26 protein-coding genes are annotated in these 25519 nt (G+C 40.3%); 8 read left to right on the top strand and 18 right to left on the bottom strand.

Annotated elements, in window-relative coordinates; genetic code table 11:
- Window positions 1-81: 81 nt before the first annotated feature.
- From G6R08_RS18515 to G6R08_RS18500, 4 genes are all read right to left on the bottom strand, one after another.
- The gene (locus G6R08_RS18515) at window positions 82-1098 is read right to left on the bottom strand and encodes a DUF3231 family protein (protein ID WP_163530094.1); all 1017 of its coding nucleotides are present in this window, start codon (window positions 1096-1098) and stop codon (window positions 82-84) included.
- A gap of 181 nt (window positions 1099-1279) precedes the next feature.
- Window positions 1280-2215 carry a ketopantoate reductase family protein gene (locus G6R08_RS18510; protein ID WP_163530092.1) on the bottom strand — a complete coding sequence of 312 codons (936 nt, stop codon included), beginning with the start codon at window positions 2213-2215 and terminating at the stop codon, window positions 1280-1282.
- A gap of 490 nt (window positions 2216-2705) precedes the next feature.
- Window positions 2706-4295 (bottom strand): Vga family ABC-F type ribosomal protection protein, encoded by a 1590-nt coding sequence (locus G6R08_RS18505; RefSeq protein WP_163530091.1) that lies wholly within the window; start codon window positions 4293-4295, stop codon window positions 2706-2708.
- 495 nt (window positions 4296-4790) lie between these two features.
- Complete coding sequence (locus G6R08_RS18500) at window positions 4791-5348, bottom strand: DUF488 domain-containing protein (RefSeq protein WP_163530088.1); 558 nt, start codon at window positions 5346-5348, stop codon at window positions 4791-4793.
- Between the two features lie 427 nt (window positions 5349-5775).
- On the opposite strand from G6R08_RS18500, the gene G6R08_RS22310 reads away from it, so the two are divergent.
- From G6R08_RS22310 to G6R08_RS18480, 4 genes are all read left to right on the top strand, one after another.
- Window positions 5776-6141 (top strand): DUF1672 family protein, encoded by a 366-nt coding sequence (locus G6R08_RS22310; protein WP_163530086.1) that lies wholly within the window; start codon window positions 5776-5778, stop codon window positions 6139-6141.
- Window positions 6117-6671 (top strand): DUF1672 family protein, encoded by a 555-nt coding sequence (locus G6R08_RS22305; protein ID WP_163530084.1) that lies wholly within the window; start codon window positions 6117-6119, stop codon window positions 6669-6671. Before G6R08_RS22310 ends, G6R08_RS22305 begins: the two co-directional genes overlap by 25 nt.
- Before the next feature lie 253 nt (window positions 6672-6924).
- Window positions 6925-7878, top strand: coding sequence for a DUF1672 family protein (locus G6R08_RS18485; protein ID WP_163530082.1), 954 nt, complete (start codon window positions 6925-6927; stop codon window positions 7876-7878).
- Window positions 7871-9973, top strand: coding sequence for an SA1320 family protein (locus G6R08_RS18480; RefSeq protein WP_163530080.1), 2103 nt, complete (start codon window positions 7871-7873; stop codon window positions 9971-9973). Before G6R08_RS18485 ends, G6R08_RS18480 begins: the two co-directional genes overlap by 8 nt.
- A 219-nt stretch (window positions 9974-10192) precedes the next feature.
- Here G6R08_RS18480 and G6R08_RS18475 read toward each other — a convergent pair whose 3' ends face one another.
- The 11 genes from G6R08_RS18475 to G6R08_RS18430 all read right to left on the bottom strand — a co-directional run bounded on the left by G6R08_RS18475 (window position 10193) and on the right by G6R08_RS18430 (window position 19323).
- Window positions 10193-10576 (bottom strand): GNAT family N-acetyltransferase, encoded by a 384-nt coding sequence (locus tag G6R08_RS18475; RefSeq protein ID WP_338035447.1) that lies wholly within the window; start codon window positions 10574-10576, stop codon window positions 10193-10195.
- Window positions 10555-10749, bottom strand: a complete 195-nt coding sequence (locus G6R08_RS22395) for a hypothetical protein (protein ID WP_338035446.1) — start codon at window positions 10747-10749, stop codon at window positions 10555-10557. Before G6R08_RS22395 ends, G6R08_RS18475 begins: the two co-directional genes overlap by 22 nt.
- A 39-nt stretch (window positions 10750-10788) precedes the next feature.
- Entirely contained in the window at window positions 10789-11277 is a 489-nt protein-coding gene (locus tag G6R08_RS18470; RefSeq protein WP_163530078.1) for a hypothetical protein, read from the bottom strand.
- Between the two features lie 452 nt (window positions 11278-11729).
- Window positions 11730-12131, bottom strand: a complete 402-nt coding sequence (locus tag G6R08_RS18465) for a hypothetical protein (RefSeq protein ID WP_163530076.1) — start codon at window positions 12129-12131, stop codon at window positions 11730-11732.
- A 427-nt stretch (window positions 12132-12558) separates the two neighbouring features.
- Window positions 12559-12828, bottom strand: coding sequence for a hypothetical protein (locus G6R08_RS18460; protein WP_163530074.1), 270 nt, complete (start codon window positions 12826-12828; stop codon window positions 12559-12561).
- A 72-nt stretch (window positions 12829-12900) separates the two neighbouring features.
- Complete coding sequence (gene thrC / locus G6R08_RS18455) at window positions 12901-14007, bottom strand: threonine synthase (RefSeq protein WP_163530073.1); 1107 nt, start codon at window positions 14005-14007, stop codon at window positions 12901-12903.
- A gap of 275 nt (window positions 14008-14282) precedes the next feature.
- Window positions 14283-15833 (bottom strand): multicopper oxidase family protein, encoded by a 1551-nt coding sequence (locus G6R08_RS18450; RefSeq protein WP_163530071.1) that lies wholly within the window; start codon window positions 15831-15833, stop codon window positions 14283-14285.
- Between the two features lie 157 nt (window positions 15834-15990).
- Window positions 15991-17094 (bottom strand): endonuclease, encoded by a 1104-nt coding sequence (locus G6R08_RS18445; RefSeq protein WP_163530069.1) that lies wholly within the window; start codon window positions 17092-17094, stop codon window positions 15991-15993.
- A 512-nt stretch (window positions 17095-17606) separates the two neighbouring features.
- Window positions 17607-18710, bottom strand: coding sequence for an IS4 family transposase (locus G6R08_RS18440; RefSeq protein ID WP_163530067.1), 1104 nt, complete (start codon window positions 18708-18710; stop codon window positions 17607-17609).
- Between the two features lie 98 nt (window positions 18711-18808).
- Window positions 18809-19108 (bottom strand): permease, encoded by a 300-nt coding sequence (locus G6R08_RS18435; protein ID WP_163530065.1) that lies wholly within the window; start codon window positions 19106-19108, stop codon window positions 18809-18811.
- 2 nt (window positions 19109-19110) lie between these two features.
- The gene (locus G6R08_RS18430; RefSeq protein ID WP_163530063.1) at window positions 19111-19323 is read right to left on the bottom strand and encodes a helix-turn-helix transcriptional regulator; all 213 of its coding nucleotides are present in this window, start codon (window positions 19321-19323) and stop codon (window positions 19111-19113) included.
- Window positions 19324-19541: 218 nt separating this feature from the next.
- Between G6R08_RS18430 and G6R08_RS18425 the strand changes: the two genes are divergently transcribed.
- The 4 genes from G6R08_RS18425 to G6R08_RS18410 are packed head-to-tail and all read left to right on the top strand — an operon-like array spanning window position 19542 to window position 22009.
- Complete coding sequence (locus tag G6R08_RS18425) at window positions 19542-19865, top strand: PadR family transcriptional regulator (RefSeq protein ID WP_163530061.1); 324 nt, start codon at window positions 19542-19544, stop codon at window positions 19863-19865.
- Window positions 19862-20725 (top strand): permease prefix domain 1-containing protein, encoded by an 864-nt coding sequence (locus G6R08_RS18420; protein ID WP_163530059.1) that lies wholly within the window; start codon window positions 19862-19864, stop codon window positions 20723-20725. The genes G6R08_RS18425 and G6R08_RS18420 overlap by 4 nt, the downstream gene beginning before the upstream one ends.
- Window positions 20726-20739: 14 nt before the next feature.
- Window positions 20740-20982 carry a hypothetical protein gene (locus G6R08_RS18415; RefSeq protein WP_079529580.1) on the top strand — a complete coding sequence of 81 codons (243 nt, stop codon included), beginning with the start codon at window positions 20740-20742 and terminating at the stop codon, window positions 20980-20982.
- 10 nt (window positions 20983-20992) lie between these two features.
- On the top strand, window positions 20993-22009 hold the full coding sequence (locus G6R08_RS18410; RefSeq protein WP_163530057.1) for a TolB-like translocation protein: 1017 nt from the start codon (window positions 20993-20995) through the stop codon (window positions 22007-22009).
- 150 nt (window positions 22010-22159) lie between these two features.
- Here the strand turns inward: G6R08_RS18410 and G6R08_RS18405 are convergent, their stop codons facing one another.
- From G6R08_RS18405 to G6R08_RS18395, 3 genes are all read right to left on the bottom strand, one after another.
- Window positions 22160-22468: a DUF3892 domain-containing protein gene (locus G6R08_RS18405; RefSeq protein ID WP_163530056.1), complete on the bottom strand. Its 309-nt coding sequence runs from the start codon at window positions 22466-22468 to the stop codon at window positions 22160-22162.
- Window positions 22469-22620: 152 nt separating this feature from the next.
- Entirely contained in the window at window positions 22621-22980 is a 360-nt protein-coding gene (locus G6R08_RS18400; RefSeq protein WP_163530054.1) for a hypothetical protein, read from the bottom strand.
- 489 nt (window positions 22981-23469) lie between these two features.
- Complete coding sequence (locus G6R08_RS18395; RefSeq protein WP_163530052.1) at window positions 23470-25209, bottom strand: M14 family metallopeptidase; 1740 nt, start codon at window positions 25207-25209, stop codon at window positions 23470-23472.
- Between the last annotated feature and the right edge of the window lie 310 nt (window positions 25210-25519).

The raw sequence follows: 25519 nt of genomic DNA, 5'->3' as shown, positions 1-25519 counted from the left end.
AGGTAGTAGTATTCCAATTATATAAAAATAACGCTCACCTCATTCAAGGTGAACGTCAGCTTATCAAAGAATGTCTGTAAACTAGTTGTTTTTTTTATTAGCTAATTCATCACGGTCTAAGGCTCTTGGCGGTTCCTCCATCCAGCCATTTTTTATCATGATCTTAGCTCCGTCCTCCGCATATTTTAGGATTTCGGCTATTAACCTGGTGTACATGACCCCTAAATCCCTTCTCGGGCTCATGGCCATTGCAGTACCATAATAACCTACACTCAAGCCAATTAAAGCCGTGGAATAAAACATCATTAACTTATCAGAAAACGTGTAAGTAATGGAGTCTGTAACCTCTGTCTCCCATGTCATAGGCATAGGGATATCATCTTCGCGCATTTTTGAGCCAAATACTTCACAATGTTTGGCAGCTATTTCTTTACCCCTGACGAGGAATTTTCTCACCTCTTTTGATTTTGCAACCTGGCTGAATCCAATCATCGTAGCTACGCCTAACGCGTTCCTTTGAAAATTAGTGTAAAGGTTTAACATTTCTGTACCTACCAATGGTCTTCTCTCTCCAAAGTAACCAGTGAGGAAACTTTGGTCTTCAACAAAATCATAAGTTTCAGGCGTTGGGAGGTACGGGGATCGGATATAAAGTCCCTTGGTTAGTAAAAGTACCTTTACTTGCCCAAGGAATTCAGTTATGACCCCCACACGTTCTTTAAAATAACTGAAAATATCTGACCTGACGGATGTAGATAACATGATGCTATAGGCTTGTAAGACAACCTGACCTCCCTCATGAAGGTAATTCAGCAAGTATGTGTCAGAAAACAATCGGGGAGCCGATACATCGACATCCTCCTCCAAATTGAATCCATATGGTAGCGGATAATCTTCTTGGTTAAAAATGCCCGTTAGTGTTTTCACATTGCTTCGGACAATATCTAATGCCTGATGGAGAAGTGATTGAACTTCCTTATCCTCCACTTTTGCCAAAAAATATTCAAAATTGCACATTAATGCAGTATCATTCATGTAAGCTGTCCAAAGCTGGGTAATCTCTGCTGAAGTCAGCTGTATGTTTTTTCCTTCTCCCACGATAGTAACCTCCAATTGGTAAAGCTATTACTATTACCTTTTCCAAAAAGAAGTGTTCTATGTAGGTGATCTCTTTCATGATAAACCGGGAGCCGCACTTGTAATCCGGAAACGAATTAGGAATTCACGAAAAAAGCATACACCCTTACTTCAGAATGCATGCTTTATTAGAATAATGACATTATACCTGTCCATCGATTTTTCCATTTTCATACGGTTTTAATATGCCATATAGCGTTTCGATAACAGGGATCGTCACCCCATGCTTCTCAGCTAAACGGAACGCGCCTCCATGTAAATGTTCAACTTCTAAAGGAAGCCCTTTTCTCATATCCTGGTGCATGGAAGATGTCGCTTCTTTCGGGAAACGCTTTAACTTGTCAGCCATGTGCTCCACTTCTTGATCCGTAATAGCAACGCCTTCCATTTCAGCCAGCAATTTCATCTCATAAACTACCCTTCTAGCCGTAGTGAATGATGCGTCATTGTCAACCACAAAACCTGCCGGCAATTGCATCGCAGACGTAATTCCGGAAAACGACGTAATAAATATGTACTTCTTCCACATATGCTTCTTAATATCTTCTTCTCTTAACAAATTCGTATTGACGAGGCGGTTAACTTCTTCTAATTGCTCACATATCTCTACTTGACCGTCATGGAGAGCCCCAAATTTGACCGCACTATTTCCGCTTGTATGAACGACATGGCCCTGTTCATTTAACGTGGCCATAATCGAAGCAAATCCACCTAATACCTTCTCGCTGCCAACCGCTTCCTGAAGTCTGTCTAACTGTTCCACACCATTCAACAATGGCAGCACGAAGGCACCAGTCTGACGTACAATCGCTGTTACTTGCGGGATAACTTGATCAAGATGATACCCTTTTACAGCGAGGATCACCAGGTCTATGTTTTTGACTTCTTCCACAGATGTATAAATCGTTACATCTGCTGTTTCGAAATTCCCTTCAGGGCTGTTTATTTTTAATCCTTCTTTTCGTAATTGTGCAGCACGTTTTTCTCTCAGAAAGAATGAAACATCCAATCCCGCCTCCAACATTCTTCCGCCAAAATAACCCCCTAAAGCTCCAGCTCCTTGTACTAACACATTCATAATAAGAATGCCTCCTCTAACTCTTTTCCACTCATAGTATCATTCGCGAGGTGAGAATTCCCACTATTCTGTTTTCACATTGCTGCCGTACAGAAATGGAAAGGAATTTTCAGAATTTCATGTTATAATTAAGAGTACACAGTAGATCGGCTTCCAAGGGGGTCAGGCTCACTTCCCATGAAGGGAGGTGAAGCCATGAGCGTGTTTGAGACATTGATGTTTTCAGTGAACTTTACAACACTGATGATCTTGATTCTCAGTTTTCGCAATAAAAAATAACCCCCTTGTGCTTTAGCCTGGCCACGGGGGTTATTACTCATTAGAGCCTTGCCCTCTTGATGGGGTTCGGTCTATTGTGGGCCGTCCGGTGCGACAACACCGACGGCCTTATTAGTTTATTCAATCTTATGCCTTCTATGTCCATTATACCACGAAAATTGGGCTTGTACACATCTTTGTGATCCTTAGATGATAAGGATTGGCAGGTTTACTACTGCCTTTTTTCTAATTGCTGCTTGAGCTTATTTTTCTCCTGTAACAACTGTTGAAATTCTTCCTCTAACTTATCCGACGGCTCTAAACTTAATCGACTTAACACGTCAGAAACCTTTGTATCGACCATAAGCAGTTGATCCTCCAATGGATCATGATCTTTCTGCGGTTCTGCTTGTGTGTAGTCGCGATATGATCCTTCAAAGGAGTGAATCTGCTGGTTATGAATAGCGAAAATCTTTGTTGCTACATGTTCTAGCAAACGTCTGTCATGGGATACGAGCATGACGGTGCCTGAATAATCATGAAGCAGTGATCCCAGCTCTTCTACGGCTTCGATGTCCAAGTAGTTCGTCGGTTCATCTAAAATCAGTACGTTGGCATCACTGACAAATAACTTGGCAAAAGCCACCTTCACTCGCTCTCCTCCGCTAAGGACATGAACCGGTTTAAACACATCGTTCCGAAAAAACCCAAGCCGGGCCAGGACGGTTCGGATTAAAGTGGGATCCTGGGAAGACGTACTGCTAACATTGTCTAAAATCGAATCATTGACTTCCAGCACTTCAAGCATTTGACTGAAATAGCCAAACGAAACAGATGGAGAAATGTGAATGCCTTGCTTATCTTCAAGGATCATACGAAGGAAGGTCGTCTTACCGCTCCCATTTGGTCCGATGAGAGCAACTTTGTCGCCTCCAGCAACTGAGAAATCAAACGCTTTCCATAACAACCGATCTCCTGCGGCGCCGCTTACCTTCTCCCCGCGGATTATGACACGTTTATTCAACGACTCTTCATGAGTTACGGCCATTTTTATCGGTGGAAGCTCTTTGATTTTCTCTACCTTATCCAGCTGTTCAAGACGTGTTTGGATGGATTTCACTCCCTGATTTAACTTCTTCTGTTTTTTAGCAAAATAGGGTTTAGCCAATTTCGCTGCTTTAGCCTCAGAACCGGAAAGATTCTTCGGTTTTTTCACCGCTCGCTGTGCTTTTTGATCTTTTTGCTCCATGGCCTCTTCCAGCTGCTTTTTCTTATGGATGTATTTCTCGTATTCTTTTTCATGATGTTTACGTGCCGCTTCTTTTTGTTGTTCATATTCCGTATAATTGCCTGAATATATGCGGATTTGCTCGTCTTCTAATTCCCATATTTGATTGCAAAGAGCATCCAGAAAAGCTCGATCATGGGAGACGATCACCATCGCTTCCTGACGCCGCTTTAATTGCTGCTCCAATTTTTCCACGTTTTCCATATCAAGATGAGTTGTCGGCTCATCAGCCAATAATACGTCAGCTTCCTGTGAAAAAGTCTCATGTATAACAGCCTGCGATATTTCACCACCGCTTTTCTGACTTACTTGCGGTTTCAACTGAGGAAGCAGGGATACAGAGGCATTTTGTGTAACCGTGCCAGCAGCCGGTGCTTTTTCCTTAGCCATTACCCTTAGCAGTGATGTTTTTCCCGAACCATTGCGTCCCACCAGACCAATCCGATCACCCTGATGAATACTTAAATCTTTGATGTGAAATAACGTGCGATCCTTCACCTCAACACGAATACCCTGTAAATGAATCAATACCATTTCACTCATCTCCATTTCTAATTAAGATGGAGACTATACTTTTTCGAACAAAAAATAGCCTCCTATTCACGGACAGACGTTCAGAATAGGAGGCACACCTATACACACATAGGGGTGTAGGATACATATCAATACCAATCCTATTTCTGAACGATGATGAATGTCATGCAAAAGAAGCCTTCCCATGGAAGTTTTTTTGTCACGAATCATTCATTTGTTCTGAGAAAAATAGGATTAGTTCTTCATGAGCCTACAGTTCACCCTCTTTGCTGAGTTGTTATAGATGTATCATATTACGCTTTGGGCAAGGAAGTCAATCCCCCTGAAATGGAGATGTTTCCTTAGGAGATTCTTAAATAAAGGTAGCTGATTCTAAAGTAACTGGGGGTGATTCTTAATTAACGCCCGGTCATTCTGAAATAACGTATGACTTCTAAATAACCTGCTTCAAATACCAGGGATTTTTTTCTGATCAAGTAGTGATTAAACAACGTCTCACTCCTCATACAGTTCCGGATACACGACCGTGCCATCCTCTTCGATAATCGGCATGGCTCCCCATTTACCCAATTCATGCCTGATGAGATCAGGACTCCCTTTTGAATCATCAACGATGTGGAAAACATCCCAACCGTTCGCCTGCAACGAGTTACTGACGATCAAACGATGACACCTCGCCGGATGACGCTCTGAACACATGTAGACCAGGTTGGCATCTTCCGCTTGGGCCTTAAGTTCCTCCACTCCCTTCTTAAACTCCTCAGTCAACGTATAATCCGCATAATTATGAAACGAGCGATTGTCCCACCCAGCATTGAGCCCCTCTCCTATCTGACCCGACTGCTTCCGCCTGCCGCCGAGCGACGGAAAATGGCAGTATTCGACGCCCGCTTCCCTAAGCCATCGCTCCAAGTTTTCCTTCTTGAACTGAGGGTACTTGCGGCTTGCCGGAAAAGCTCGGATATCCGCCACAAAATTGATATCAGCAGTGTGCAGTATCTTCAGAAAATGCTCCTGGCCATAATCTGAATGCCCAATCGTATATATTTTCATAAGCGTAACCCCCTCTCGGATAAAATAGTGTGGATCTAAAAAACTATACCCTCGCAGCTATCTTTGCAAAAGTCCCTTCATCTATTAGACTTCCCTACTACATTTTCATTGGAAAGCTAGAACTTAGCGTGCTTTCAAAAAGATTCTTCAATAAAGCTAGATGTTTCTGAAATAACCAGGATTGATTCTGAAATAACGCTTGGTCATTCTTAAATAACCAGCCAGGATTCTCAAATATCCGAAATTAACATTAGATACAAAGGTTAGAAGTCCTTCAAGGAAACCTTTAGGAGCGACTCATGACTAATTCTTGTGTTCACATGAGCCTCCCATTTTATTATACTGAAGTGGATATTCATGGAATTTCTTCACTAGAACATACATAAAAAAGTGTAGCTACCTATCCATAGGCAGGAGGACTAATTGAATGAAACACAAGAGAAAGGTTATGACAATAACTACCGTAATATCGTTATTAATCGGAGGCTGTGGTGTGAGCGAATCAGGTAATAACCAACAAAAGAATAGATACGTAAGCGTCCAGGACTACACAGGGCAAGGATATGACCTTAATGGTGGTGAGCAAACAGACAAAATAGCTGAAGCCCACCGTGAAAAAATAGACAAAGCCGTGAAGACGTTTTTTATGGAAGAATACAAAACTGAAGTGACGGTTCATAACGTAGTAGGTGCGCAAGGTGGAGCCACTGTATTTGTAGAATCTAAAGGTGAACCTCATTTTCACACCTACGCCATGCCATTGTTCCTATGCAGGATGAAAAGCCGGTATTAGAGGGGGTATGGTCCCAGGAAGGCCAAGTAGAACAAGCGATCCAAACAAGTCTTTATCGAATGGTTAATGAAGAAGCGTTTAATCAGTTAGACAAATATCTTGAAGAGGTAGTGCAGAATAAACCTGTTGTCGGTAAAACCGAGGAAGCTATTGAAAACACTGGAGCTGTCGGCCTGATGACTCCTTATTATTATGCAGACGTTGCCGGCGACTCATTGAAGCATTTATATAATGCTTATATGGATAAACCTCAAATCACGAAGGAAGAACTTCAAGAGGTTTATCAACCAGATATTGTAGAGCCAGAAAAGATATTTATTACCATACAATTATTTATGGAAGAAAAACAAGCACAGCCAGACGAAAAAATATTTGAAGAAATATGCAAACATATAGAAAAGTCAACAGAATTCCCAAGTGGCTCATATGGGATTTTCTTAAATGACAATATGATATCTAAGTCTTCAGGAAATGGAAATAAAGATAATACGTTAGAAAGAGGATTAGTCGACCCAATAATCAAGCATTAAAATAATATGACAATGATTATTTGTTCACACTTTAATCATATTAGGTTAGTGCAAAAAGCTATCCATACAAAGGTGAAAAGCACTAGTTTCGATACTTAAAGGGGTTAGTTATTACTAATTTCCCATCTTATGTTCACAAGGCCTCCCCGTTTTATTATAATGAAGTGGATATTCATGGAATTTTCCTCTGTTACAATAAGAATGTTTACATATAACTCTGTAAGTACCACCTTACCCAGGGAGGCTTAACGAAATGAAACACAAGAAAAAAGTATTGACATTAACTATCGGAATATCGTTATTGATCGGAGGTTGTGGTGTGAGTGAATCAGGAAATAACCAAAATGGCGACAACAATTCAACTGAAGGGGAACAAAATAAGAATATATACGCAAGCGTTCAGGATTATACGGGTCAGGGTTATGCTCTTGATAGTGGGGAAAAGACAGATAAAATTGCGGAAAAACATCGGGAAGAGATTGATAAAGCTATAAAAGAGTTCTTTATGGAAAAATACAAAACAGAAGTCAAGGTTCATAATATTGTTGGAGCAGTTGATGGCGCATCTGTTTTTGTCGAATCTATCGGAGAGCCTCACTTATACACGTTTGCCATTGTACCTATTGATTTAGACACCAAGGAAGTATTAACAGAACAAATATGGACTCGGGAAGGTCAAGTTGAAGGTGCCATTAAAAGCGGGCTTTATGCCATGGTTTTTGAGAAGAAGGTAAAGAATCTTGACAAATACTTAGAGAAATTCACCTCCAAACACCCTATAACAGGCGTGCGTGAAGAAAAAAATGAAAACGTTGGAGGAGTAGGTTACATGACTCCTTACTATTATATCACCATGTTTGGGGAGGCGTTTGATCCTCTATATAAAATGTACCTTGAAAATCCAGACAGAAGTAAAGAAGAATGGAAGAGTGCTCTGGATCTCAAAAACTTTGATCCCAATGGCTACAATATAGCTATACAATTGTATATGGAAAAGCCAAATGTAGACCCAAGTAAAGATATTTTCAACCAATTAGTTACTGACTTGGAAAACATGAATAACTTACCTCCCGCGGCATATGGAGTGTATTTAAATGATAACCGGATTCATAAAGAATCTGGAAGCGGGACACAAGACAATACCTTAGAGCGATCTGTTCCAAACATGATTATAAAAGAATTAGATAAGGGGGATTTAAATGAATGACTCCATTACACGATCTCCTCAAAATCAATCAAAAGTACCGAGTGATAAAGATTTAGTAGAATTAGCAGGGTATAATGCCTATATTAATTATACTGAACTACAACCAATTACAGTAAATGGAACTAAATACAGAGTAGTTGATACAAACTATAAAGACCCTACAGGTGTGGACGCTATGACAGTGCAAAACAAAATAACAAAAGAATTTACCATCGTCTACACAGGAACAGGAGACAACCAGGATATCGTCACCGACGTCAAACTACTCGGTGACGTTCCTCCTGTCCAACTCGAACATGCAGTAGAGTACTTTAACAAAATGGATGAAAGATACGGAATTAATTCAATTTGTGGAAACTCCTTGGCAGGAGCTTACACGAATGCCGTAGCCATCAAAAACCCGGACGTTAAAGCTGTTAACCTTAACCCTGCTCTCTTACCCGCCGGGATGGTTGACCCCAACAAGACATACGACAACATAACTAACTATTTTAGCAAGTACGACGTTTTAACCAAAACAGAAGTTTCACTGGATATGGGCCATCGTATTCCGGGCAAACAATATGAAATTAATAACGGTGTGCCCGAGCTTGCTCACATCGCCACGAACCATACCGGCTATATGAAAGGCAACGGAATTAACAACGGAAATGAAGGGCAATTCTACACCATTGGAGTCAAAGGCCAGCCAGGGTTCGGGAAAATTTATATGGCTGCCGATGAACATATTGTGACGAGTATTTGGTCGGGACTGCCTCTTTATGGTGGAGGACAAACCGAACGAATCGATATCAATCCAGAAAACTTGAATATGTTGGCCACAGCTTTGCAGGATCGCGTCATTCATAAAGTAAGTTTAGTGCAAGATTACTTAGGTAACTCTGCCGAGATTGTAAAACATGAAGGGGATCAATTCACGTTACGTGTCAATCATCTTCAGGAAATATTTACTGAACTTCTCGAATGGGCTGGTGGTCCATGGTTTATAGGAATTACGACAACAGGAAATATTCTCAAGTCCCACATTGACACCCTCATCAGTAAGCTGAATGCCGCAGAAGATCAATGCAGATTCCTAAATAGCATCTTAAACTCTCCCCCAGCCGAACTCATAGAACATATCACCTCTACAAATGTTAGTGTTGAGAGTTTGTTTGGAGAAGTCAGAAATTACTTATACAGCTTAAAAGAAAAAGTCAATGAACTGACGGGTGCCGCCGGCCATATCCTCTATGAGAAAATCCCCCAATTGTTTGAAGGTGGGAAAGAGCTATTTATTGACGCCGTTGTTGATGAATTGCAAGCTCATTTTCAAATCATTGACGGGAACAAAGATAAAGTTCTGCATCAATTAAAGGAATACCAAACTCAGGTTCACGATGTCGCCACGAACTTTGAACATCAAGACCAGGCACTCGGGCAGTCTATAGGAGGCAACACAGGAGGCGTAAATGGTAAGGTTACCGTTCAGCCAACGAACATTTACAGCATTGAAGAGTCACCTTATCTGCTTGAGAAAATGCATTTGAAAGATATCCATCTGGATACATCGTTTGAAGACTTTGCAACTTTAACATATGCAGCCTTAATAACCCCGCTAATTGGGTTCAGCCGCCTTTTAGCCACGATTGAGAGCACATTAGAGATCCTTTCTGGGCTCATAAAAGGAGCGACCAATATTGCTCTTTATGGAAACGTGCCAGGTGCACTGATTAGTATCTTTACTGACTTCGATGACAAAGTAAAAAGCAGCGTGGCAAACACATTGCAGCCCTTAGATGAATTGGCCTCCAACATTGAAGGCATCCGTAAAGGTGTGGACAGTCTTATTATGAACTACCCCGATTTATTGACGAATTTTAAACCCTATGTAAATGATGCTTTATTTAATGAGGGTGGATACGACAATGTTCAACTTTATAATACGGCAGCCACATCCATCCTTAGCGAAATGGAAATGCTTTTTCAAGACATTGTCTATCAATTATCTGATCACAAAGCGGATTCGGTTGTTGCCCTGAGAAAAGTATCTGAGAGTGCACTCGGCAATATGAATCTACTGCATCAGCAAGTCAACCGTGGCACGATGAGCTAATCTATAACTACTTTTCTATTAGATTCAGGGATTCATAACTTTCATTCCATCCTTACAAATTTTTGAGTATCTTAACTCAGCCGTTTCATTTCTATACATTGCAATGATTATAATAAGAACAAAATCGTGAGCTATTTGATTGTAAAAACAGCTCACGATTTTTGTTGAAATATTCTTTTGCTGAGCAGCTAAGATAGCAAAAAGTCCAACTAAAGAACACTATTCATTTGAATTTATGTAATACACTGCATTGTCATTCCACTGACCAAATTCATAAATGAACCCTTTTCTGACGCACTCAAATTCCATCCCGACACTTTGAGCTAATTTTACAGAAGCAGCATTGTCCGTATTTATGTGTGCTTTGATACGGTGAAAACCCAGTTCCTTAAAGGCTATGTGAAGGGCCCGTTTTACGGCCTCTCTCCCATATCCATTTCCCCAATGTTGATTATGAATCGTGTACCCGATTCTTGCCCATTGGAAGTCCATCCTTTCTAAAGTAGAGAAATCTACCATCCCTAAATGCTTGCCATCTGCTTTTCGAAAGCTCCCAAATACGTGAGCTGTATCTTCTAAAGCTAAATTTTGATGTTTTTCCACCAGTTGATTAAACCATCCGCTGTACATTCACTCATATCAATTTGACCTTTATCATGTCTATGCTGGGATGGGAATCTATTATTAAACTCGCTGATCCAATTTAAATAGTCGTCTCCCTTCAATGGTCTTACAATCAATCTTTCTGTTTCTGCCATTAAATCAAATGCTTCCAAATCAACACCCCGTAATCTAAATTCGCTTCTAATTGCATGCTACTTAAGCTTCTTATAAGACTGAACCACACTAGAGGCGTGTTCAATATCCTTCTCTCCAAACACCTCAAATGTACGATTATCTGAAAATGGCAAAAACGTTTCAATATGATCTGTTCCTAGCGCAACAAAATAGTTAGTGTTCGAGTCAGGCATATTCAGCTCAATAATAGCTTTAGCCTCTGTATTACCGCGAACTGTACTGATGTCAAAAGAAGCTGTTAGTTTTCTTGCTACGTACTGTTCGTCTGTTTCCTGGATTTCACCTACAGAAAAATAATCTCCATGTGCTTCAGTTAACAACAAAAAGTCTCCTTTAATAGTTTCCACTAATACGAGGTTTTCCCCTGCTTTTTCCCCATAATAATCTACAGCTTCTTCAAAAGTTGAAAACACTTTACCTTTTGAATTCTCCTCATTTAAACTATTGCAGCCCTGTAAAATAACAACACTTAATAGCAATATGTAAACAAGTCTGTTTTTTACCATGGTCCACCTTCCTCCTTCCTTAATTATATATTATCCATAGTTTTGCCTCAGTCTATCAAACAACAGATAGGTTGTCCTATGTGCCATATCCTTCCGCGTAGACATTCTATAGTTAGACGCCTCTTGCTGAATTTACTTGTTTATATATATTCTTTTGAGGAAATCAGCTATATATAAGGAGATGGTAAAGTGGAAATATTGATCGTGGTTTTATTTGCGCTAGGAATCATTATATTCCGTGTTTTATGTTTTTTTTATCCAGATTGGAAGTTTTTCAAAGGAGAGAACCTCTCCAACAAACAGAAAATAGCTATAGAACTCATATCCATTGGAATATTGCTAACTTTAGCGATTACAGCAAGGCTACTATAAAGACTACCTCTACAGAGGACCTTCAGATTTGTCTTCTAAAATGCACTTAAGCGAGAGTGTTTGCTATAGCATGCTTTACCTTAATCCTCAGCATCTCTTACAATAACTTCAAACGCTTCAATCTCTTGTAACAATGATTTCGTACGTGCTACTTGGACAATATCACTTACCATTTTTTCAATATCCTGACTGTCTTTCTGAGTGTTCGAGTCCATATAAATCAATAACCTCGGGAAATGTTTAACGTCATATTCAATACCTTCCAGGCTTACATTTACCTCTCTTTCTTTCAACTCATCTTCAATAAAATGGATTAACTCAACAGACCTCTCCCTTAAATCTTTCATATACTTTTTTTCAAACTGGACACCATTGACGGTTATTTTCTCCTCATTATTAGATGAATTGTTCAGTACCATAAGCAAACCAAGGATTAAGCAGGATAATAATAAACCTGCGCCCACGTAATAATTTTTCCTCATTTAAACGCCTCCCCTATAAGAAGATGTCCAATACTTATAAGTTATTCCAGTTCATTACTTTGAAAATTGACTTATTGCTTCTTAATCAGAGAGGAATACGTTAATCACTCTTCACTAATGAATCTCGCTGAACCCTAAGGTGCTCCTAAGAAAGTCCAGGCAATTATAATAAAAACCGTCCTATAAACTAATGATATAAACGCAAGCAAGATCAATAAAATATCCTTCATATTCTGATTTTTATAAAATGTAACGATAGCAAAAGTGAGAGCTGCTATAGGAAGCACCCAAATGATCACAAATAACGGTCCATCCTTTATGTGGCCTTGATCAAACAGACTGAGATTTTGCAAGAGCAGCGATAGCACACTTATTGAAATACTGATCATTCTAAACGGATATCTTTTACACCCATTTGCCCTCCATACTATGCTTTGCACATGACTTTTTGTATCTTTCGCTGGTATTTATATTTGTAAGGATTTCTTTTTAATCTTTTTGTATTAAGCTTTCCGATCGCAAAACGAACATCTTTGTTAGAAACAATCATCTTTCTGGACTCAGGATGTTTAAGATCCCTTCGAAACCACTCATTTTTCTTGAGAAACCTTATATTTTCACAAATATCTTCTTCTGTAACATCAGGAATAGGCGGTGAAAAAGTAATAACGCTTATCAAGCCCATTAAAACCCTCATTTCATCGCCTCCTTTGTAGAAATCGATTCATTTGCTTTGCACCCTAGGCTTGACCTACCAAACCTTATTAAGCTACTTCTTTAACCCCGATCCACACAGCGACATGACGACCGTTTCCGTCTGCGCGAGATTCTTTTTATACCGTTTATAAGCTGCAAACGTCGCTGCAGTTGTGGGCTCAACATAAAATCCTTTACCCGCTAACTCTTCACCAGCTGTATGAATGTCGTCCTCGGGTGCTGTAATAATCGTTCCATTTGTACTCCTTACAGCCTCTATTATCTGATCTCCCCTAACAGGCGACCCAATTGCAATACCCTCCGCCTGGGTGCCCTGGTTCTCCACACTTGCTACTCGAGTGTTGTTTCGGAATGCTTTTTCTATTGGAGCACATGGCTCCGCTTGAACGGCGACGATCTTAGGGAGCTCTTCAATCAAGCCTTTTCTTTTCAAATCTCTAAACCCAAGATAAGCACCTAGAAGAAGCGTGCCATTCCCAACCGGCAGTACCAAGGTATCTGGTGCAGTGAAATGAAGTTGTTCCCATACTTCAAAGGCAAATGTCTTTGTTCCTTCAAGGAAAAAGGGATTATATACATGACTGGCGTAAAAAACTCCATCTCGTTCAACGGCTTCTTTTGCTGCTACAGCTGTATCATCACGGGAACCAGGGATTAAATGCAACTGTGCGCCATGTGCTTGAGTTTGAGCTAATTTCTTCTGAGAAGTCGAAGAAGGCACATAAACATGACAATCTATATTGGCTCTCGCGCAATAAGCAGCAATGGCTGTCCCTGCATTGCCGCTACTATCCGCAATAACGGTTTTCGCTCCCCATTCTTTCGCCTTCGCAACCAGCACAGCCGCTCCTCGATCTTTAAAAGACCCCGTAGGCATCAAGTAATCTAACTTAACAAAAAGGTTAGGATGATTAGAATCTAGATTAACCAATGGCGTCATCCCTTCACCAAGGGAAATTGACCGATAAATTTCGTCCGTTTGAAAAGGTAAAGCTTCTTTATATCTCCACATCGTCATTTGTCGATTAACTAGATCTTCTATGGGAAAATCAACCGGGTAAGGCTTGACGTTAAAAATCCCGTGGTCAGGTTTCCAGCGTTTAATACTTGGAGTATATTCCTCATTCGTCACTGAATCTATTAGTTTGTATTCGCTCATATTCTATTCACCTCTTTAGAAAACTTGACGCTGTACCAATAGGGGCAACCTTTGAGACTAAAGCTCACAGGCAGCTCATTTCATGTGAGCACAAATCATCATGTGAAGCTAGGATTTAATTGAACACTTTTTTCGTATCGAACCTTTTATTCCAAAGTTGCCCCCACTGATTAGTTTTAACATGTTCATGATATTGCTTTTCGTTAATTTCTATAGTCAAACTAAACTCCTGCTATTGAACAATTTCACGCTACAGAATTTGGTCTACACTTCCCCTATTCCCACTTATCTGTTTCGATCACCTTCATAGGCCGCATCATGTCATAGTCTTCATGCTCTAGTATATGACAATGCCATACATAGTCACCAGGAAATGGGCCGAAACTGGCGATGACCCTTGTAATTTGTCCTGCTGGTGCTGCTACTGTGTCTTTCCAGCTCTTTTCATTCGGATGAGGTGGTTTTGCGGGTCCTGTAAAGTTGATGGTTCCATCCTGGTTATATCGATTAAGGTCAAATGGTTGTCGGTCGACTATTTGAAATTGAATCAGGTGAATATGGATTGGATGAGTGAAGTTGGTAACATTAATCATTGACCAGATTTCCGTTGAGCCTAGTTCAGGTGTTTCTGTCACAGGGTCCATCCATTTTTTGTTATCAAGCAATAATAATGGACGGCCGAGCTTGTCGGTTGAGCCAACCAGTTTCAGGTTCCGGATGCGTTGAACCTTGTTTTCGCTGAGTGAAGGAATGCGTGTTAAATACCGAGGAATCCTGCTCCTATCCACTGATGTTAAAGGGAGAGTCACTTTGAATTGCATGACATCACCTGTTTCATCATCAGGGTCGGCATCTGGCCCAAGATCGTTTTTCAATGTTACGGTTTCTCCTTCATGCTTGGAAAAATCAATGATTACATCTAAACGTTCGGCCGGTTCAACCGCTAAATTGTCCAGCTTAACTGTTTTCCGCATTAAACCGCCGTCAGAACCGATTTGATAAAATGACTGACCAGAATCCAAAAAAAGCTGATAAGTACGAGTGTTGGCAGCATTCAAGATACGGAACCGGTATTTCCGCGGTTCAACTTCTACATAAGGCCATATTTTTCCGTTAACAAGGTTTGTTTCTCCGATAAAAAAAGGTCTGATGGATGGATTGGGCCAGTTTTCTTGTGGATCATCCGGCTGTGACGGATAGAACAATTCACCGTTATCTTGGAATGATCGATCCATCATAATGAGTGGAATCTCATATTCTTCTGAAGGAAGATTAAGCCTTTCTTCTCGTTCATCCCGAATAATGTACATACCTGCCAGACCGGCATAGACGTTCAGTCTAGTTATTCCCATCGCATGGTCGTGGTACCAAAGTGTGGCGCCTCGTTGATGATTCGGATAATGATAGACTTTGTTTTTAAATTGCGGACCCGTGTCTCTGAAGTTTCTTGTGAACCACGCTTCCGGATATCCGTCACTTTCTGGCTTTGACTGGCTTCCATGCAAATGTGTAACGGTGCGGACTTCCGGAAGCTTCTCAAGATTATGAAAAGACTTATCAATAGGTAGAAAATGTTTATCCGGTAGTTTGTTTTCCCATTTTACATGAGTGGGTTCTCCGCGTTGAACATCAATAACAGGACCAGGAAATTGTCCGTTGTAGCCCCAAAGACGTGTTGGCCTCAAATCACGATGGAGTTTTTGACGGAATTCTGTCATTTGGACCTTATAATATGACTCATCCTTATATTTGCGCAACGGTTTTAGTATTTCCGGTATTGGCAAGGCATCTACAAATTTTTTTAGTTTTTTGTTCACAATGTCCATCCCCTCTAATGTGCATTTATAACAGTAGATGTTTAAGGGGAAAAAATTGCTATGGATAATTGGAAAAAACTTAAAATAAGATTCACCTAGAATAATTCGCCTAGTGCCATGGTGCAATTAATTGCAAAGAAACCTCCCATTTCCACGTGCTTGCCAACTACCATATCCGTTCGACGTATTCCGGATGATCGATAAATGGATTACGATTGCCTTGATAATCGCTAAAAATAATGTCATTGCGATTTTGTTCGAAAGCACTAACGGGATCGCTTTCATGCCACTGTTTTAAGGTAGACAGCTTTCCGATGCTCGGGCCGCTTGTCCCTACATAATCAGCGACTTTTAGGTCGAGCTCTCCAGAATCTCCTTCATAGCGGACTGCCATATAAAAAATCATTCGTGCTACGTCTCCTTTGACTTCGTCACGTGGTTCCCAGGAATCAGCATCATAATACGTATCTGGAGCTTCCGAAAAGGCAGACCCGCCATTATCAAAATCAAGGTTTCCGCGTGCAGAGTTAACCGTCACATCGGTCGGACGAAGGTGATGAATATCCGTCCCTGGCCCCATTGAGGTCCCAAAGTCTCCATGAGATTTCGCCCATACATGCTCACGATTCCATTCATCTACACCCCCGCCGTTATCATATTCGGAAATAGATTCTCCTGAATATAACAGAATTACATTATTCGGGTTGTTCGGATCCTCGTCTGTATGTCTCAATGCCCCCCAAACTTCATCATAGGATAATTCAGTATGGTCATCGATAATATTATGAAGAGCCTGTTTTAATGCGGAGCCCGAAAGGCCGACAGCATTCTCATAATACCCAGTCGGATTTGTCCCGCCATCACCATCATTGTCATCGGAAACAGTTGTGATCGAGCTGACATACTCTACTCCTTCATGACTGAAATAAGGATCCCTGGTCCCCTCAACTTGAATGAAATCTCCCATGTTTCCTGGATTATTTTCAAGTCCATACTCGCTTCTATACTCAGAATCAAGCTTTACAAAAATCATATCATCAACTTGGGTTTCATTTGGGTCATCTGCCAGCGCCAGCGCATAGTTACTCGTGAAATTACTTTGCTGCACATAATCAATCGCCGTTGGTACACCGACTATGTACCCCTCCACTGCTATATCTGCACCGTTCGGCTGATTCAGCGCTTCCTGTACAGATAGAACTGCGGCACCTTGAACAGGACTGGTGACCATGAACAGAAAAGTAACCATTAATAAAATTATTTTCCTCATTTTTCGAAGCACTCCTTCTATTATTATGGGTTATAATACTTTGAATAGATTCGGCAAAACTTCATCTATACCTTCAAAAAAAGAGGAATTTTTCATAAGTGTAACAATGGATTAATCATTCTTTACCATCGATCAATTATTAAGGTTTTGATTATAATAATGTTTTTCATTAACGTGGCTAATGACTAAATAGATTGCCAGAAAGCTAATCACAAACATGGCTGGAAAAAACCACTCCATGTAAATTCCCCCTAATCAATATTTTCTAGCTAATATCACCCAGGAAAGGAAAACTGTTGAAATATTTAAAGCGATTAATATATTTAGTAATTCGATGGCAGTTAAGAATATCATGTTAAATTCACTAGCGTTGCATTAATATAGTCCAAAAATTCAGTAATCTCATATTTAGCTGTTAAAGTAAAAAAAGAGAACATCCACCTAAACAGGCGATTCTATCCATTTGGTATTTTTATACAGTTAAACTTGAGACAACAGCCATCGCGTCTGTATCAAGGGACACTCCGGAGGGCTTCTTTCCATTCCTGACAAGACTGCCATATCAGGGCTTTCAACCTTCTAGCGACTTTTAATGGGCTTAACTTCGATTGAGTTTCCTGACTATGTAGAACCAGTAAACAGAACGTAATCAATGCGATATAAATCTGGTTTTGAGCGGCTTCCTCATCAAAGCTGAAAAAACGTTTGATTGTGACGTGTTGCTTGATCCATCGAAAGAAAAGTTCAATCTGCCAACGATTTCGATACATTTCAGCTAAGGTTTCAGCCGGTGTTTCCATATCATTGGTCGTAAGCCGAAGAAGATTATGCTTCGTATCCCAAACTTCGATGACTCTCATCTCGGCATCCATCATCTTTTGAAAAGATCCCAGCCGCACGACACGGTCCGATTTAATACGAGGCGAGTCTTCGACTGGGCACGCTTCAACTTCTGTCACGACAGTGTTTTTCTTGATCCGGGTTAAGAATGTATACCCTTCCCGACAAAGCTCATCGAAGCGTTCAAAGTCCATGTAGCCGCGGTCAAACACATACATGACATCTTTCTCATCCATTAAGATGTCCAGTTGATTGTTATCGTGCTCAAGTGCTGGCGTGATGACCGCTTGATCAGGGAACTGGTGGTTATCATCCATAAAAACCAATCTCAAATGAAGTTTTACTCCAGACTTTGTGGTTCGAAAAGATGCCCAGGGAAATTGGTCCTTATTCAGTGTGATTGTCGAGGAATCTATCAAATAGAGAGGCTTTCCGAATTTAGTCGGACCAGATTTCCCTTTGATTCTCATAGATAGTTCAGCGAAAATCGCTGCCAGAACGTCTGAATCGATGGCTCGATGCTTTCGTGATAACTGCGAGACACTAAGCGTTTCAAAACCCAGCTGAGCTTGAAGATTCTTATTAATCAGCGCATCTTCTAACGCCCGAAGGCTGTCTATTTCGTTTAAATGAGCGTAAATCATGAAATGGAGATAGGATTCAAACGAATATTTTTTCGTATACCGGTCCATCTCTTGGATAGGGACAGCTAAATTTTCTAGATTCATTACGTTTACGTATTTACCAAATGACGTTTTTACGGTATTCTTGTCCATGTGAGAGTCCTTTATATTGGATTTGGACAGGAATCCCCTGCGCCAACCATTATAAAGGATTTTTTTATGGATCTGAATTAGTTCTGAACATTCAGATATTATTTATGCAACACTAGTGTGTTAAATTGAAGTATTGATAGGATTACAATAAAGTAAAACATCATGGCAAAGAAGGAATAAAACATTCCTTTTTGTCTAATCAATTTCATACGTTCATCTTTTTGTTTAAATTGAGGATAAAGATAACTCATACTATAAGCTAAGACGGCCAATGATAATACTGTGTATGTTTGTAATGGCAGGGCACCGCTGGCTAGTATTCCTACTGTTATAAAAAATGCTCCCATTAGTCCAAAAAGTGTCCCTAATACAAAAAAGGCTCTTGCTGAGTAATCCATATTTATCTACCCCCTTCTTCTTTTTCTTCGTATATAAAAATATCTTCTATAGATACTCCAAAGATCCTGGAAATTTCAAAAGCAAGAGGTAAAGATGGGGAATATTTATTTTTCTCAATGGAAATTATCGTCTGTCTAGATACATGCAGCTTCTCTGCCAGTTTATCTTGAGATAATGAATATTGTTTTCTAAATTCAGCAAGTTTATTCTTCAATTAACCAACCCCAATCCAAATCCAAATCCAAATCCAAATCCAAATCCATTACATTGTAAAGGTAACTTTACGTCAAGGAAACTTTACATATAATCCACGTGTTTATTATGTCCTTATGTTCATAACAAAAGTTCATAGTAAAAATATCAAACACCCTTGCAATACGATGCACATCGTTATACAATGTTAACGACAAATATTGGTAAAGGGGCGAAACGATGGATCGAGAAATCATGAAAGGCAGCATTGACATCCTTATGCTCGGAGTAGTATCCAATCACGATATGTACGGCTATGAAATCGTCAAACACTTAAAAGAACAGAGCGATAACCTTTACAACATGAGTGAGGGCACTCTTTACCCTGCCTTGAAGAGGCTCGAGAAAAAGGAATGGTTAACTTCATATTGGGCAGAAACCTCTAGCGGCCGAAGAAAATATTACAAAATCACTGAAGAAGGTCGTACCGTTCTCGATCAGAAGCTTGGACAATGGAAAAGCGTAAATGAGCTGATTATGAAAACATCGGAGGATTTGTCATGAATCGTATGGAGAAGCATGTGAACCGTATCCTGGATCAAATGCAAAGTCCGCCTGATGAACGAGAAGAAATTAAAGAAGAGCTTTTGACCCATTTAGAGTCCGCTAAGTACGATTATATGAATCAAGGAAATTCTGTAAAGAAGGCGGAAAAGCAAGCCTTGGAGGATTTCGGGGACTCGAGCCTGATCGGTCATGGACTTCAGGAAAGTCTCTATCCCCACCAGCGCAGTTTGCTTTATGTCATTGGAATTGCCACTCTATTGTTCGCTGTCTTTTTCTATATAAGCATGACATTCGTAGTCGGGGAAGTCGAACCGATCTGGCTGTTAATTCAAATGATTATTGGAAGCGCTGTCACTTTATCTGCAATTAATATTGCGTTTATGGGACGCCACTACTGGTCTTTGAACGTTATAGTTCTCATCACGGCTATGTGGAATGGCTTCAATGTCATGATTGTCGAACAGATCCCTGGAAAGCAAGCTATTTTTTTCTGGTTTTATCTTGTAATTGTTGTCATCCTATGCATATTGTTCGTCATTCGAAATTCTTATTACTCCTCAGATAACACAACCACCACGAAAAAAAGCCGGAGTATCTTGAAGATCAGCTATGTCGTGAATATCATTTTCGGGATTATGATCTGTGCAGCCGGGTTATCCATAGCCTACCTATTTCTAATATTCGGTGGCTTCTCTTGGATGCTATTGATCCCTATATCCAGCATCGTAGCCTGGTTGATTTTCTTTAAGTTCCAGATGAAACTCATCCAACACCGCCCCCTAACTGCAATCGCTGTGGGTTTTGGATTTTTAATCTTTGTATCCGTATCCCCTTTTGCCATCGTCACAGCGATGTAAGGAGATGAATTGTCATGGATATTCAAATAATAAGCTGGTCTATTTTTATCCTATTTTTACTGATACACGGAGCTCTTTTATTTCTGAAACAAATGGAAAAGTTGCTCTTTTCATCAATGGTCATGATAGTATTTGGAACCGTCTCCTTGATTTTAGGGCTGATTCACTTTCAGCACCTGGGTATTTATGGAGTAATCGTTATCCTTGTGGGTCTGGTTATCTACATATCAACCAAAGATCTTATAGAAAAAAGGTGATTACATGTCCTTGAAAAAAAAGAATGCGATCTTTCTATTGATCGTCCTTGCCGCCTTCGCTCTGCTTTATTGGATGGGGACTTTTGCTGAAGGGCCAAAAAAACGTACGGGGCTTGGACGTTCCCCTGTTCTTTCTGCCAATGGAGAAGAAATCATTTTCTCTTATTATAAAGATGGGGAGGCCGCGCTTTATACAGTTCCTTCTTCCGGAGGGAAGGCGCAGCTTCTCCTGCAACCGCAGACTTTGGACTCATTCGTTCGGCCAGCCTATTCGCCTGACGGAACGAAACTTTTGTACATCAAAGAATATGAAGTAGAAGGGAAACCTTATAGTCAACTCATGATGTATGACTTCAAAAAACAACAAAGCCTGCCTCTAAAAGATATAGACCATTACATAAAGGAAGCTGTGTTCGCTCCTGATGGGAATCTTATCTACTTTATTAAAGCTGAAGGCTACCAGAAGAGTCATAACAGTGATCGACTCGTTCCTGAGGATTATGATATTTATAAAATGAATCTAGATACGTACAAATCCAAACGGATCACCACATTCAATCTCTATAGTCTTTCATCATTGCAAGTCTCGAATGATGGAAAATATGTGATGTATTCACTTTATAATGGAAAGGACTTAGTTCAACGGTTAAACTTAGAAACGAAAAAGGTGAAAACGGTCATGCCAGAACCCGAGTATGAATCAGGTGCTGCCAATGGCCCTATCATCGGATCTCCTGCCCTGTCGCCTGATGGAAACACTATAGCCTTCTCTGATGTAGCAACCAGTTCAGAGAATGGCACGTATCTATATGAAGTTTTCACCATGGACATCAATGGAGACAATGTTAAACAAGTCACAAACTTTCATGAACACGTGACATCACCTGTTTTCTTTCCAGGAGGCGAAGACTTACTCGTCACGGTCGACCAGAATTTTGCTGCCGGGCAGCCTGATTATGAATACTGGAGAGTCAGTAAGGATGGCTCTAAGCGAGACGAAATCATCATTGAAATACCTAAAAAATGAACTCTCGACGATTCAGTTATTAAATCCCGACTACTTGGATTATTGCACATAATATATATTTGCACATTTCAAGGCATAATTGCATGAGATCGAGAGTCTCTTTTTCATAAAAAAATAAACCACCGCATTACACGGTAGTTTATTAACCAGTTAAAAAGGTGGTAAGTTGTCTAGGTTATTGCTTTTGATACCGTCCGGTTCGCTTCGTAAAATGTCGCGTCCATATTTATGAAAAACATCGACATGAGCCAAGTGACCCTGCTTCGCTTCATCTAGAGCGGAAACATAATCAAGCTCCCGACCATTGTTCGTTTGGACTGCAATGATATCGCCGTCCTCATTTTTCCGTACTGCTACAATTTCTTCTTGTCCTTCATTTGAAAGCTTCTGACTTTCTTGAGCTGCCTGTTGTTCTCCGTCTGCCTTATACTGTTTGTAGATTTGCTCAAAATCCGACATGGTCGTCCCTCCTTCCCTCTTTATTCTTCTCAGAAATGGGGAAAATATAGAAGGAAAACCATCCTCTCGACCAAAGGCTTTAGTTTAAGCTTTAATCCTGCTCTGTATTTAGGATCTAATTACTAAGCAATTTTTCTCTATGTACCATTCCGTTATTTACTTCCATGCATGTCCTTGAATTTTTGAAAAAGTTTTGTCATCCACAGAGCAGTGAAAACAACAGCTATATCAATGAGGAAAAGATACATCAAGTTCATCCCCTTAGCCATTCTTAACAAATCCACCACATCAGAAAAACCACCAAATCCAAAGGCGAAAACGATAGACCCAATGGTCGCGTACAAGTATAAGTTTTTCTCTTTTTTCCTGCAATACTGATAAATCAGCATGAATGTAACCGGGAAAATGACAGCCGTCACGGTAATTCCGACCGGGAACAAGTAGGATAATGTATGTGGATGAACAAGGTAATTGTTTTTGGACAGAATGCTATCTACATTCGACCATAACACGTGAACTGAATAGCCAAAAAGCAGATTTCAAATAATCTAGATTTGTCTATTTTAAAGTATAAGATGATAAGCGGAACCAGGACACTTGCAATATTAAACCAAAAAAACCAGGTATCTATACCTGAGTACGAGTTCCAGTAATTAGATATCAAATGACTAAGCTGTTCTTTTTGTTTATAAATTTCTTCATAAAGCTGGTTTTCCCTCATAACCATCCTCCCCATGAATTTCATGGGGTTAGCATTTGCATGGGAAATGGTTCTTATTCCACATAAAGAGGTGTTGATGCTGACTCTCAGATACATTTGAATTTTGATAAATGGCTTAACGTCGTATGTACAATAAAATATGGTTCAATACATAAACACGACTGTTACTTGAAACTTTCCCACCCTACGAAAAATTAAGGAGTCCCTCCATGAGCCCTCTGGAATTCACTATGAATCCCAGGGACCTTTATAAGGGGTTCTAGTATTAAGTGTCTGTTTATTAATCCTCTACGATTTTTTCCTCTTTCATATACCGATAAACGGGAACAATGTCCCCTTCATTAACAGGCAGGTAGTTATAGGTGACATACCCTACTTCAGACTCCGGTTCGAGTGATAAAGCAATTAGATTAGCCTCTGGCTGAGCAGAGCTGAACACATAGCTTCCTTTAGGAAAGCGATAAGTTTTCTTTTTCCTATCTGTTTCAACATGTGTCAGCAGATGACCTTGATAGTATGTGTCATCCACTTTTTTATCCGTCACTTTATAGCGTTCCACTTCCAGTACTTTCGTTTCCTTCAGCTTTTTCACCTCGACACCTTGCAGTTTCAGCTTCTTCGCGATCTCATGATAGGCTGGAGGCATAATATAAGAAGTTGGACGAACGATTTCCTGTGTCGGTACCGATTGTTGTGAACTTAAAAAATTCACCGGAATCCGTTCGACTGCCCCTTCCTCAATGTCAACAACTTCTAGGTACTGCTGACCCGGGAGTTCTTGCCGTTTACTATCCAAAACGATGTTATCTTTTTTCCCTATCTTTTCGCCTTGACGCGTAATTTTCGCTTTAGCATGCTGGATCACAGATTCGATGGCATTTGCACGTTGTGCTGCTGTTTTAATGATATTGGTGTGAGCCGTTACGGATGCAGCTACACGACGTTTAAAGGTTTCACGGCCCAGCCCGTAACCCCGGCTTTCGACTAGAATCGTGAAAGCGGGTTGGAGACCGTAAGCGTTAGTGTCTATTCCGGCAGCCAGACTGCCTCCTGTGATAGTCGGTTTCTCAGCTGACTTCTTAAGCAGATAGTACGGATAGGATGAAAAACCCTCTTCTTCAAGTGCTTTATGCGTTGGTTTCACAAACCATTTTGTTGCTTTTTTTCGAACTGATTTCGGAATATTTAAGTTCAAATCAGGTGCCAATAGAATATCGTGATAAGGAATGGCTCCCTCTTCTCCTATTCCCGGTAATTTTTGCGGATTTGGAAATTTACTTGGAAGTCCTAAATACCCATGTGCACTAATAACCACTTCTGGTTGATACTTGTTGAAAATCTTATGAAGCGTGCGAATAGCAGGGAGCTCCAGTTTCACATGATCACGGTTAGCATCTAATTGATTTGCAGTCTGGCGCTGAAAGTAATAAGAACCGTCCGGGTTGATTCGCGGGACTAAAATGACATTAATCTCATCAAGGACGTTCTCTCCAAGTTTCTCTTTTGCCAACTTTTGCGCCATAACGAGTACGGATTCTCCACCCGTTGGCTCGTCCCCATGTACCTGGCCTTCCAGCATTACAGTTGTTTTATTCTTAAACTCTTCCTTATTTCCATGACTGGTTGATAGAACGACTATAGGAATGTCACGTCCTTCAAGGGAATGACCCGCGACTTTCATCTTCATCACGTCACTTGAACGGTCCAATTTTTGTAAAAACGACATCATTTCCTGCTGAGTCGTAAAATTCGATTTCCCTGGCTTGAATCCAGGTGTCTTAAATTCTACATCCGGCGTCGGATACAATGCTTCAACTTGTTCAGGCAAGCTGTAGATCTTATTATAGTATGGTGTAAAGCTTGAATCTGGCTGCCCTGCCACTGGTATGTCTGTTTGAGTAGTATCTTCGTGTTTTTGCGAATCGACTGATGCCCCGCTTACATGTCCTGTACTAGTCAAAGTCGACAAAAACATTAAAATGGTCATCAGCATCGCCGCTGATTTTAGTCTCTTATTCATGTTTCACTCCTCCTTACACAGTTTCATAGAAAAGACTGGCTTCTTACTTATGTATTCCTAAAGTCATTACCTCAACTTGAGGACCCTTGGCTTACTTCCTGTACGATTTTATTGCTGCTCCCCCTGTAACAGCCGCGTCACCTACAGCAGCACGTAAAAAAAACTGTCCTTCTTATTCCCCTTCTATTTTTATAAAAAAACACCTTCAAAATTCGATCATTAATTTCAAATTTTCTTATAATTACTTAATAAATGTATTATAGATAAGAAGCCAATCGTTATTTCCTTTTTAGAAACGAGATGAAGATAG

It is taken from the genome of Halobacillus ihumii (assembly GCF_902726645.1).
Taxonomy (GTDB): domain Bacteria; phylum Bacillota; class Bacilli; order Bacillales; family Halobacillaceae; genus Halobacillus_A; species Halobacillus_A ihumii.
The sequence above is the reverse complement of the archived record's forward strand: the minus strand, read 5'-3'. Positions and strand labels throughout refer to the sequence as shown.